We start from the raw sequence: 11,908 nt of genomic DNA, 5'->3' as shown, positions 1-11,908 counted from the left end.
CAGAATGCGTGTTTGTCACTTCAAAAATATTCAAAAAGAAGCGATTCATCACCCACCTAGTGCTAACGCACTTGAGGAAGGTGTCTTCTCGCTCTAAAACGATAAAAATTAAAGGTGCCAGTGAATCTATTTAGTGAACATATTCAGTCACTAAAAATCCGCTTCACTCACACCTCATAGTATTTGTCTTATTAATAATACATGCTAAAAATATAGGCCGTTGTTTTTCAAGTAAGTTACTTATTCACAACGATTTTCTGTCGGTACTTAGACGGCGTATTGCCTACAATTTTCTCAAACTGCGTAACGAAGTAATCGGAACTACCAAAACCAACCGCTTCTGCAACTTCATAAACCTTTAGATCCGTTTGACGTAAATGTTCTTTTGCCTTTTCAATCCGCACCTGCAATAAGTAATCTTTAAAGTACACACCGTAGGTTTTCTTAAATAGTTGACCTAAATAAACGGGGTTCATGTAGAATTGATTCGCTAACCGTTTGAGCGTTAGATTTTCATTAAAATGCCGATCAATATACCGCTTTACTTTATAAATCTCACCGTTATATTTCGCTTTATTTAAAGCCGCTAGCTGTTTTGCACGTGTCGTTAAAAAGCGCATTAATGCTTCTACTAGTTCAGATAAGGTATGTTCATCGTTAAGTTCATCTAAAAACGAACGCTCCGTTGATACTTTTTTATCCATCGCTTTTTTAAACCGTTGATCAATCGCTTGATCCATTTGATATAAAAACAGTTGGACATGTTTAACAGAAATATAGTTTTCTTGAATGGCCATTTTAAGTTGATGAACTGTTTCTTTAATCTTATCAGGATTGTTTTCTTCTACATGTTCCATTAACTCGGTAAAAAGACTGGCATCTAGTTCTCTGTTTTCTGTCAGCAACTGTTCTTTTGACGCTGTCATTAATATTGGCGCGTCATTCTCTATGATATAACGATGTTTCTTCAAACGTTGGGCCGACTGGTATGATGCTTGTATACCGCTTAACCCTTCCCCGCGAACACCTACATAAATAAAGACAGATTGTTGAATGGCCGATTCAATCATCGCTTTAAAATGATCAAAGAACCAGGTAAGTTCATTATCGTTTTTCGGTAAATAGCGTTGTTCTAAAATTAAACCATAACCTTCTCGTTCAATCGGATGAATAAACAAATCATCGGCTCCAATAAAGTGAGTAATCGCATGTTGAATCTGTTCATCGATGGCGGTATTAGCAGTCCTTGACCTGACATCAATCAGGACATAACGCAAGTCTGTTTCGGAGTCTTTCAACAAGACATCTGCTTCTTCTCTTGTCGGTTGATTACCTTCTAATACGACACGTTGAAATAAGCGATGGTTTATAAATGCTTGATTTGTTTGAATCGCCATTCGCTCTTCATATATTTCTCTTGATAGCTTTTGTAATGTTTCTTCGATTTCTTTTTTATTTACTGGCTTAAGAATAAAGTCTACAACACCTAACCGTACCGCTTGTTGAGCATACTGAAAATCATCATATCCACTGATTAAGACAAATTTAGGTTGGTGTTTGGCGTGTTGTTTTACTTGTTTGATCAGTTCAATCCCATCAAAAACTGGCATACGAATATCGGTGAACACGACATCCGGTTCCTCTTTTATAATGAGCGATAAAGCATCCTCCCCGTTATCCGCTTCACCGACCACTCGATAATCGACTGATTTCCAATCAATTAGTGCGAGCATCCCCTTCCTTACAAAGTGCTCATCATCAACAATGACTAACTTATGCATCGTTCTACCCCCATTCATTATTGTAAGCGTTGTCATAATGGTATAATGTGAAACCCATCGCTGTCTTAACTGCTTTTCGTATTATTAGTTTAACCGTTGTACAAAGTTAATGTCAATCTTTTCTCAATAATTGTATGACATTTTTATCATTCCCTTTACTTCTTCTAGTTAAAATCTTTAGTTTTTTCAATTTATTCTTTATTCTTTAGAGTCACAGACCTCACACTCATTCTATAGACTGTAGTTAAAGCCACCGATAGAAAGGAAGATGATTATGTTAATAGTAAAAGACGTCGTGGACTATATCAAACAAGGACTAGTCTTACCTAACAATAGTGTCGATGATGTGTTGTATGGTGATATAAACGATAGTGTATCGGGAATTGCGGTTATGTTTATGCCGACCATACGTGCATTACAAGAAGCCAAACAGTTGAATTGTAACTTCGTTCTCACACATGAGGGTATATTCTTTCATCACTGGAAAAAACCCCATACGATGGACGCTGTACATATTGAAAAAGAAGCAATGATGGAAGAGCTTTCGATGAGTATTTTTCGGTTTCATGATCTTATTCATATGTATTCACCCGACATGATTACTGAAGCATTAACGCATACACTCTTCCCTCGAGTGCAGAAAAAAGACATTTATTCAACCTATACCGTTATTGAATTACCACAAGCGGCGTCCTTTTCGTCTCTGCGTACACATATTAAAGCAACTCTGCGACTAGATCAGTATCGTTATGTTGGCCAAGACCATCATCAGATTAAACGTATTGGTCTATTCGTTGGTTACCGTGGCAACGGTGAACATGTTATTCCAACATTTGAGCGAGACCAGATTGATTTAGCCATTTATGGTGAGGGATTTGAGTGGGAAACACCTGAGTATGTCCGTGACTCACTAGAGACGAAGCACCCAAAAAGTTTAATCGTATTAGGTCATTACGAATCGGAATCACCTGGCATGGAACTGTTCGCGAAGAAGCTTGCTAACACATTTTCTGACATTCCCGTGCATTATATTGACTCACACTCACCTTTTTCATACGACTAAAAAAGCCACACTAACGTTTGGGCAGTTATAAAAAGCACCGTACCTACTTCAAATTGAAGTAGGTTACCGTGCTTTTTCACTTCCATTTAACCTGTTTTTCTTATCATTTATTGTATAACATCATTATACAGTAAATTGTCTTCATCATTAAAATGAACAATTTTTAAATGGTGATCATCTTTAATATAAATACTCTTATATTCCTTTGTACCTTCTTCCGTTTGGAATAATATCACTCTATTTCCTCTATTATCTGTTTCAACTATGCCTTCATATAAATTTAAATCTAATTCTTTTGATAAGATATCAAATTCTTCATACGCTTTTAAATGTTCGTTATCCACTGTGTTGCTATCATCCGTTGTACTATGATTCTCATCATTCTCTTGAGTAACATTATTCTCCTCTTGGTTATTGTTTGGCATCGCTTCATCTTCTGTATCAGTTGAACAACTAACCAAAACAAGCAAACTAAACAAGACTATAATAATTTTTTTCATAAATTCCACCCCTTCAATTTGTCATTATAGCATACATACGAGTTAATGAAGATTGAAACACCTGATAAGATATTACCAATTGAGAACATTCGACTTATTACGTTAATTTTTAATACGTTTAGTCAACCACCCGTGACTCAAGCCATGAGTCTTCTTTACTCCGCGCTAATCTCCATACCACGATTTTTCACACCAAGGAATACGGACAATCTAATTAGCCACAAGAACAAGCGAAAGACAGAAAAGCCTTTATTCCGACATCGGAACAAAGACTTTTATTTAGGTATTCTATTTATTTTCAAGCTTAATAATCAGAATCTGCTTTTCCGCCAGACACAATTTCTTTCCCACTGCTTGCACCTATACGCGTAGCTCCTGCTTCAATCATCGCTAGAGCGCCCGCGCGGTCACGTACACCGCCACTTGCTTTGACACCGATATCAGGTCCAACGGTTTGACGCATCAGTTTAATGTCTTCTACTGTTGCCCCACCTGTTGAGAAGCCGGTTGATGTTTTAACGTAGTCAGCACCAGCCGCTACCGCAAAGTCACATGCTTTTACTTTCTCAGCATCTGTTAAGAGGCTTGTTTCAATAATCACTTTGACTAACGCTTTTCCTTTTGCTGCTTCAACGACGTGACGAATATCTCTTCGACTAAGTCATCTTGACCATCTTTTAAGGCGCCAATATTGATCACCATATCAATTTCTGTCGCCCCATTTTCAATGGCGTTGGTTGTTTCAAAGGCTTTAACTTTTGATGTTGTCGCCCCTAACGGGAAGCCGATGACCGTACATACATCGACGTCAGAATCTTTTAATTCTTTGGCCGCTGTCTCTACCCACGTTGGGTTCACACAGACAGAATAAAAGTTATAGGCCTTTGCTTCCTGACAAAGCGTGACAATTTGCTCTTTTGTTGTATCAGCTTTTAAAGCTGTATGATCAATATATTGTGCTAAATCTTTACTCATGTTTTTTTGCCTCCTCATCACTATATAAATCATCCGATAAAAATGCCCCTGGTAAGAGAGCATCTACTGTTGTTTCTAACACATCACCGTGTAAGTTCGTTAAAATGACTGGCATTTTAGGTTCACAAAGTTCACTAATCACTTGTCGACACACACCACAAGGTGACACAGGACGATCGGTATCTGCCACAACCGTCAAGGATTCAAAATGATGCTCTCCTTCACTGTAGGCAGAAAAGAGTGCACTACGCTCCGCGCAGTTACACGCTGAATAAGCCGCATTCTCGATGTTACACCCATGATAGACTTTACCTGATTTGGCTTTTAACGCCGCACCTACTTTAAATTTTGAATAGGGCACATACGCCTTATCCCTAGCTTTCTTTGCTTCTTGTATCAATGTTTGATCAGTCATAAACCGTTAGCTCCTTTATCTTGTCCTTAACCGCACTTACCCCCGAATATACAAGAGCGAGTATGTATAACTCGCTCTAACAAACATTACGCGTTCACTTTACCTAGAATAGTTTTCACGAAACGTAAGAAGTCTTCTCGTACTTTTTCCGTTGTTTCAATGACTTCTTCATGGTTTAATGGTTGATCTAAAATACCGGCGGCCATATTTGAGATACATGAAATACCTAAGACGTCTAAGCCAACATGGCGAGCCACAATGACTTCTGGTACCGTTGACATACCAACAGCATCGCCACCTACTTTTTGTAGCATCTTAATTTCAGCCGGTGTTTCATAAGTGGGTCCAGTGTTCCACACATAAACGCCTGTCTTTAAGTCTAGTGATAATTCTTCTGCGACATCCTTAGCAAGACCTTGAAGTTTGCGATCATATGCTTGAGATAGATCCGGGAATCGAACACCTTGCTCATTATCATTTGGTCCCATTAATGGATTTTGACCGGTATTATTAATATGGTCAGTAATCAGCATTAAGTTACCCGGTTCAAACGATTCATTGACACCGCCTGCGGCATTAGTCACAAATAATTTTTCCACACCAAGTTGTTTCATTACGCGTACCGGGAAAGTGACCGCATCAAGACCATAACCTTCATAGAAGTGGAAACGGCCTTGCATCGCAATCACGCTGATGCCTTCTAACTCTCCAATAACGAGCTGACCGGCGTGCCCTTCTACCGTAGAAACCGGAAATCCTGGAATCACATCATATTTTATTTTAACCGGGTGCTCGATTTCATCTGCCAACATCCCGAGGCCAGAACCGAGAATGAGACCCACATGTGGCTTTTCGCTTAATTGCTTTTGAATAAACGCTGTTGCTTCTTGTAGTTGTGTCATTTTGCTCCTCCTTAACGATTGTTATTACTTTTATTCCTTCTATTCACATGTCTATCTGTTACTATTTTATCTCATCTAAGAAACTCTTACCATACTTCGGCATGTCCACGCCAAAGTTTTCGGCAATCGTTGCACCAATATCAGCAAATGTTTCACGGATAGGTAAGGCTTTACCTGATGTAATACCCTTATGGTGAACAATCAGTGGCACATATTCACGTGTATGATCGGTACCGTGATGGACCGGATCATTCCCATGGTCTGCGGTAAGGATGAGTAAATCATCTTCTTTAAGTTTTTCTAATACTTCTGGCAAACGTTCATCGAACGTTTCAAGCGCTTCTCCGTAGCCTTTAGGGTCCCGACGATGGCCATACTTCGCATCAAAATCAACAAGATTCAAGAAATTCAATCCATGGAAGTCATCATCAATGGATTGAATGAATTTCTCCATACCATCATCATTATCTTTCGTACGAATTGATTGGGTAACACCTTCACCATCATAAATATCAGAAATTTTACCTAAAGCAACGACATCAAACCCACCATCGTCTAGCGCATTCATAACGGTGCGACCAAAAGGTTTTAAAGCATAATCATGACGGTTAGATGTACGTTCGAACGCGCCTGGTTCACCGACAAATGGACGGGCGATAATCCGACCGACCATATACTTATCATTCATTGTCATTTTACGAGCTGTTTCACAAATCTCATAGAGTTCTTCTAATGGCACAATCTCTTCATGTGCCGCAATTTGTAAAACTGAATCAGCTGACGTGTATACAATTAAATCACCGGTTTTCATATGTTCCTCACCAAGTTCAACTAGGATTTCTGTTCCTGATGCTGGTTTATTACCAATAATACCACGACCTGTTTTTTCTTTTAATTCATCTAATAAATCATCCGGGAAGCCATCAGGGAATGTTTGGAACGGTTGATCAATGTGAAGGCCCATAATCTCCCAGTGACCTGTCATCGTATCTTTCCCATTTGATGCTTCCTGCATTTTTGTATAATGTGCTAAAGGTTGTGCTGCTTTTTCAATCCCTTTGATTTCTCTAATATTACTTAACCCTAATCGACCCATTGTTGGCATATTTAATCCATTCATACTTTCAGCAATATGCCCGAGTGTATCTGCACCCACATCATCAAACTGTTCGGCATCTGGTGCTTCACCAATACCAACTGAATCCATCACAACTAAAAAGATGCGCTTAAATTTTTCTACCATATTTCTTCATCCTTTCTGTTTTTCCTTATAGATAGTTTGTTCATCACGCTTTCACTTCACACACAAACAGATTCGTTATGTTTAACCGGTAGCGACACCCATTAAACAACTGATAAGTTATTAACTAAAAAAGGCGCGTAAGTATTCGGCGACAACGCCACCAAAATACACACCAAACACACCGACTACTGCTGAAAATACAGGTGGTGCAGGTAAAGGTAACTTTAAGAATTTAAATAATATCCCTACAAGCAGCCCTGAGAATAACGCCAAAAAGATTTCTTTCATGATTGGTCTCCTTATCTTTAAATAGTGATTATTTTCAATTACCACTGTGATTATTTCTGTATATGCTGGTTACAATTTCTGTATATTATTCGGTTATGACGTCATAAATAAGCACGCGTGCTTCTGGTTTGTCAGCGTGCATACGATAGGCGTTTCTCACTTTATCTTCTACTTCTTGTGTCTCTTCTTTGTTCGTATGCAAGGTGACAAGAACATCGCCTTTTTCAACGTAGTCGCCGACTTTTTTGTGTAACACAAGTCCAACAGCTAAATCAATTTCTGACTCTTTTGTCATTCGACCCGCGCCTAACATACCTGCAGCAATCCCTACTTCATCTGCAATAATTTCTTGTACATAACCCGATGTTTTTGCCGTAATTTCTTTTGTCATCTTAGCTTGTGGCAATAAATCAGGATGATCAATGACTGAAGCATCTCCACCTTGTCCTTCTACAAACACTTTAAAGGTGTCAAGCGCTCGTCCTGATTCAATCGCTTCTACAAGCATTGCGCGTGCTTCATCAATCGAGTCTGCCTTATTCGCTAAATGCACCATATGACTCCCTAACGTGAGACATAGCTCGGTCAAATCTTCTGGTCCATGGCCATTTAACGTATCAATGGCTTCTTTTACCTCTAAAGCATTCCCTACCGCAAAACCAAGCGGTTGATTCATATCAGAAATGACGCCAATCGTTTGACGTCCAGCACCGTTACCGATACCGACCATGGCTTTTGCGAGTGCTCTCGCATCGTCTAAGTTTTCCATAAAGGCACCTGAACCTGTCTTGACATCTAGGACAATCGCATCCGCACCTGAGGCGATCTTCTTACTCATGATTGAGCTTGCGATGAGGGGAATGGAATTAACCGTTGCGGTAACATCACGTAAGGCATACAGTTTTTTATCCGCTGGTGTTAAGTTACCACTTTGGCCGACAACCGCGACTTTATTTTTATTAACCAAATCATTAAATGTTTGACCATCTAGTTCAACTTGGAATCCTTTAATTGATTCTAATTTATCAATGGTTCCTCCCGTATGCCCGAGACCACGACCTGACATTTTCGCGACAGGCACACCGACACATGCGACAAGTGGCGCAAGAATGAGCGTTGTTGTATCACCCACACCGCCTGTTGAGTGTTTATCTACTTTAATGCCCTCAATACCTGATAAATCAACGGTATCACCACTGTTGACCATCGCCATGGTTAAGTTAACCCGTTCATCCGTTGTCATATCTTGAAAATACAAAGCCATCGCCATTGCTGACATTTGATAATCTGGAATCTCATCTTTGGTATACCCTTCAATCATAAAGTCAATTTCTTCTTTAGTTAAAGCTTCACCATCACGCTTTTTCGCGATTAAATCTACCATTCGCATTGTTTCATCCATCCTTTCATATCTTCACATGTTCTTATCACAACATTTTTCTGACGATGATGTCACGTTCTATTTTTAGTGTACTAGGAGAGTAGTCAGACCACATTAAAGGTATACCCTGATTTCAGTCTAATTTATCCTGAAATATTCGATATCACTTATAGTGATCGCTATTTTATCTATATCTATTCATTATCATCGTTTTTTGATAGGACGTCCAACCTCTTGCTGGTTAATGAAATCCCTTACATATGTCCTACCTCTCCATTATATTAGTAAGACGTCCAACAAGTCAATGGTTATGACACATCTTCTAAAAAAATTATACTTCCTTTCAAATCATTCGCTAAATCCTAGTTACATCACCTATTGCCTGACTCACCTTTAACACTTGTAGTCATCCTTTCACTTATCATAGGTCTTATTTATTTCGAATTCGAGACTTTTTCCTTGCATTGACGACTCAAACCTTTTACATTAATAACAATCATTAATTTAATTAAGGAGTGATTATACATGACGATGAGCAACTATCGTATTCATCCTACGAACGGATTGGAATTTGGTATATACACACTGGGAGACCATTTAATGGATCCCGAAACCGGCACGAGACTATCAGCTAAAGAAAGGCTGAATCAGATTATTGAACTCGCTAAATTAGCTGACGAGGCTGGTCTTGACTTTTTTAGTGTTGGTGAGAGTCATCAAGACTTTTTTGTGACACAAGCCCACACCGTTGTCTTATCTGCGATCGCGCAAGTGACAAACAACATCAAGCTTGGTTCATCTGCGACGATTCTCTCGACCTCAGACCCCGTAAGTGTATGAAGACTTCGCGACGATTGATTTGTTATCAGACGGACGGGCTGAAATTATTGCCGGTCGCGCTTCAAGAGTAGGGTTATTTGATTTACTTGGCTATGACCTTCATGACTATGAAGGATTATTTGAAGAAAAATTTGCTTTACTAAATAAGATTAATCAGGAAGCTTACGTCACGTGGAAAGGTGACTACCGTAAAGAACTGAATAACGCCCATGTCTTGCCACGCGCTGAAGAACCTTTACCGATTTGGCGTGCTGTCGGTGGTACCCGTAGCAGCGCCATTAAAGCGGGAAGAATGGGCGTGCCGATGCATTTAGCCATGCTTGGCGGTCCGGTATCAACGTTTCAATCGGTCATTGATGCCTACCGCGAATCACTAAACCAAAGTGGCTTTGACTCCCGTCATTTCCCAGTCGGAACTGCCGGTTTCTTTCACGTTGCCGAAACGACGCAACAAGCTCAAAAAGACATGTATCCGTATATTAATGAAGGGATGAAAAGAACAAATGGACAAGGTTTCCCGAAACAAGCCTTTGCATTAGGAAAAGATAAACATAACGTCATGAACATTGGGAGTGTCGACGAAGTGACTGAAAAAATTCTCTATCAACACGATGTCTTTAAGCATCAGCGTTATATTGGTCAAATGGACTTTGGTGGCGTCCCTTTTAAACAACTGATGAGAAATATTGAGTATTTAGGCGAGAAAATTATACCGAAGGTTAAAAAATACACACGAATACAGGAGGAATTATAATATGCATGTCGTTATTCTATCTGGCTCAACGGTCGGATCAAAAACAAAGACCGCGATGCTGGCAGTTGAAAAAGTGTTGCAGCAGCGTAAAGACTTAACTATTGAGTTGATTGATTTAAAAGATTACGACCTCGTTTTTAGCGACGGTCGACATTATCTTGATTATACCGGTGACACAAAAATAGTCACTGAAAAATTAATGCAGGCCGATATATTGATGATTGGTACGCCGATTTTCCAGGCGTCCATACCTGGCACACTTAAGAATGTCTTCGATTTATTACCAACCAAGGCGCTAGAGAAAAAAGTAGTGGGGCTTGTCGTTACCGCTGGTTCAGCGAAACATTATCTCGTGATTGAACAACAGTTGAAACCCATCTTAAGCTATATGAAAGCTGTCGTCTCAAGTAATTATGTCTTTATCGAGGAACAAGATTTCCATCTTAAATCTATCGTCAACGATGATGTTCACTTTAGAATACAAACACTCGTAGAGGATACGCTCTTATTAAAAGAAGCTTATGATGAGATGTGGAAGAAAAAAGAGGATCAGTATGATTTTTAAGTGCGAATCATAGAAACACTAAGAGGCGTAAAACAACATTATTTTACGCCTTCTTTTATAATTGATGGAGGACCATCCTCTGACGTCCAACCAGTTAAACCATCCGTTTTCTAAATACGTTAAAACTCACTTGGTCTGACCGGAAGAAATTAAGTGAATACAAAATAGGGTGGTCATCTAAATCGTAGTGAATTTGTTTTAATACAAGTAACGGTATATCACGGTCACATTCTAAGATTTTCGATATGTCTTGATGATAACCAATGGTGTTAATATCTGCTTTTGCATAACTAATCGTAATACCAGCATCTCGCTGCAGGGCGTCAAAAATCGATTCACCTTTAATCTCAAAATCATTTGAGAGTTTGTGTTCAGGCATTTTATCAATACAGTAGACGAGTGGTTCACCGTCAGCTTTACGTAACCGCTTCACTAAATAAACACGCTCATCTGTTTCAAGTTCCAACTCTTCACGATCATCACTATGCGGTTCAACATACCCAGTTGATAACCACTCCGTGCTCGGTTCTTTCCCTTCACGTTTAATCATATCGGTAATACTGAAAAGTTCTTCTAGTCCGCCTTTAAATTGTGGTTTACGATTAACAAACGTACCGACACCGTGTTTTCTTAAAATGATATTTTCTTCTTCTAATATACGTAACGCTTCTCTTAACGTATTTCGAGACACACGTAATTGTTTTGAAAATTCCATTTCAGAAGGCAATCTTTCTCCTGGTTCCAGTTCACCACTATGTATTTTTTCTTTAATCTGTTCAATCACGAGAAGATAGCGCGGGGTTTGGTAATTATACTCCATAAAAGTGCCTCCTTTTCTTTCAATTAGTTATTCGTTTATTGATGGCGCTTTCACGTCATCACCACTATCATTATAGCATGAACTTCTAGTCAACAGAACAACAGATTTTACTACTATGTGAATTATTTTCATTCACATCCATTTTGAACTACCCCCACCTAACATTCTAACGAATGTTTGAGGAAGGAGATTCCATAAGGACACCCTAAAGGCGACCCATGCTCATTCAACTAAGCATAGGTTTTTCTACTCTCCAACCGCCGTAAACCTATTTTCTCAACATCTGTTAAAGCATGTCGGTGAAATAGTGTATTCCAGGAACACAACTTACTTTGGTCGAATCGTTCTGTCTGTTAGAACGCATGCGTTCTAACAAAAGAC

The 11,908-nt window shown here is 39.2% G+C and carries 10 protein-coding genes and 2 pseudogenes; 3 read left to right on the top strand and 9 right to left on the bottom strand.

The features are described 5' to 3' along the window. Nucleotides 1–236 precede the first annotated feature (236 nt). Nucleotides 237–1,781, bottom strand: coding sequence for a response regulator transcription factor (locus JCM19043_RS15010; RefSeq protein ID WP_062323781.1), 1,545 nt, complete (start codon nucleotides 1,779–1,781; stop codon nucleotides 237–239). Nucleotides 1,782–2,055: 274 nt separating this feature from the next. On the opposite strand from JCM19043_RS15010, the gene JCM19043_RS15005 reads away from it, so the two are divergent. After that, complete coding sequence (locus JCM19043_RS15005) at nucleotides 2,056–2,844, top strand: Nif3-like dinuclear metal center hexameric protein (protein ID WP_062323779.1); 789 nt, start codon at nucleotides 2,056–2,058, stop codon at nucleotides 2,842–2,844. A 107-nt stretch (nucleotides 2,845–2,951) separates the two neighbouring features. Here the strand turns inward: JCM19043_RS15005 and JCM19043_RS15000 are convergent, their stop codons facing one another. From JCM19043_RS15000 to JCM19043_RS14970, 7 genes and pseudogenes are all read right to left on the bottom strand, one after another. Beyond that, complete coding sequence (locus JCM19043_RS15000; RefSeq protein ID WP_062323777.1) at nucleotides 2,952–3,344, bottom strand: hypothetical protein; 393 nt, start codon at nucleotides 3,342–3,344, stop codon at nucleotides 2,952–2,954. A 304-nt stretch (nucleotides 3,345–3,648) separates the two neighbouring features. Continuing rightward, nucleotides 3,649–4,319 (bottom strand): annotated as a pseudogene (gene deoC, locus JCM19043_RS14995) (deoxyribose-phosphate aldolase). Next, the gene (locus JCM19043_RS14990) at nucleotides 4,312–4,734 is read right to left on the bottom strand and encodes a cytidine deaminase (protein ID WP_062323775.1); all 423 of its coding nucleotides are present in this window, start codon (nucleotides 4,732–4,734) and stop codon (nucleotides 4,312–4,314) included. Before JCM19043_RS14990 ends, deoC begins: the two are co-directional and overlap by 8 nt. Nucleotides 4,735–4,820: 86 nt before the next feature. Then, the gene (locus JCM19043_RS14985; RefSeq protein ID WP_062323773.1) at nucleotides 4,821–5,636 is read right to left on the bottom strand and encodes a purine-nucleoside phosphorylase; all 816 of its coding nucleotides are present in this window, start codon (nucleotides 5,634–5,636) and stop codon (nucleotides 4,821–4,823) included. A 61-nt stretch (nucleotides 5,637–5,697) separates the two neighbouring features. Next, complete coding sequence (gene deoB / locus JCM19043_RS14980) at nucleotides 5,698–6,879, bottom strand: phosphopentomutase (protein ID WP_062323771.1); 1,182 nt, start codon at nucleotides 6,877–6,879, stop codon at nucleotides 5,698–5,700. Between the two features lie 120 nt (nucleotides 6,880–6,999). Next, nucleotides 7,000–7,167 carry a XapX domain-containing protein gene (locus tag JCM19043_RS14975; RefSeq protein WP_062323769.1) on the bottom strand — a complete coding sequence of 56 codons (168 nt, stop codon included), beginning with the start codon at nucleotides 7,165–7,167 and terminating at the stop codon, nucleotides 7,000–7,002. Nucleotides 7,168–7,252: 85 nt separating this feature from the next. Next, the gene (locus JCM19043_RS14970) at nucleotides 7,253–8,557 is read right to left on the bottom strand and encodes a pyrimidine-nucleoside phosphorylase (RefSeq protein WP_062323767.1); all 1,305 of its coding nucleotides are present in this window, start codon (nucleotides 8,555–8,557) and stop codon (nucleotides 7,253–7,255) included. Nucleotides 8,558–9,079: 522 nt separating this feature from the next. Here JCM19043_RS14970 and JCM19043_RS14965 point away from each other — a divergent pair. Further along, a pseudogene (locus JCM19043_RS14965) lies at nucleotides 9,080–10,142 on the top strand (LLM class flavin-dependent oxidoreductase). A 1-nt stretch (nucleotide 10,143) separates the two neighbouring features. Further along, a complete protein-coding gene (locus tag JCM19043_RS14960) occupies nucleotides 10,144–10,707 on the top strand; it encodes an NADPH-dependent FMN reductase (protein WP_062323765.1) in 564 nt (187 codons plus the stop codon). Nucleotides 10,708–10,801: 94 nt separating this feature from the next. On the opposite strand, the gene JCM19043_RS14955 is transcribed toward JCM19043_RS14960, so the two are convergent. Next, a complete protein-coding gene (locus JCM19043_RS14955) occupies nucleotides 10,802–11,527 on the bottom strand; it encodes a GntR family transcriptional regulator (protein ID WP_062323763.1) in 726 nt (241 codons plus the stop codon). Nucleotides 11,528–11,908 lie beyond the last annotated feature (381 nt).

The sequence above is a fragment of the Halolactibacillus sp. JCM 19043 genome (assembly GCF_001310395.1).
Taxonomy (GTDB): Bacteria; Bacillota; Bacilli; order Bacillales; family Amphibacillaceae; genus Halolactibacillus; species Halolactibacillus miurensis.
Note: the sequence above shows the minus strand (reverse complement) of the source record. Positions and strands in the feature narration are given on the sequence as shown.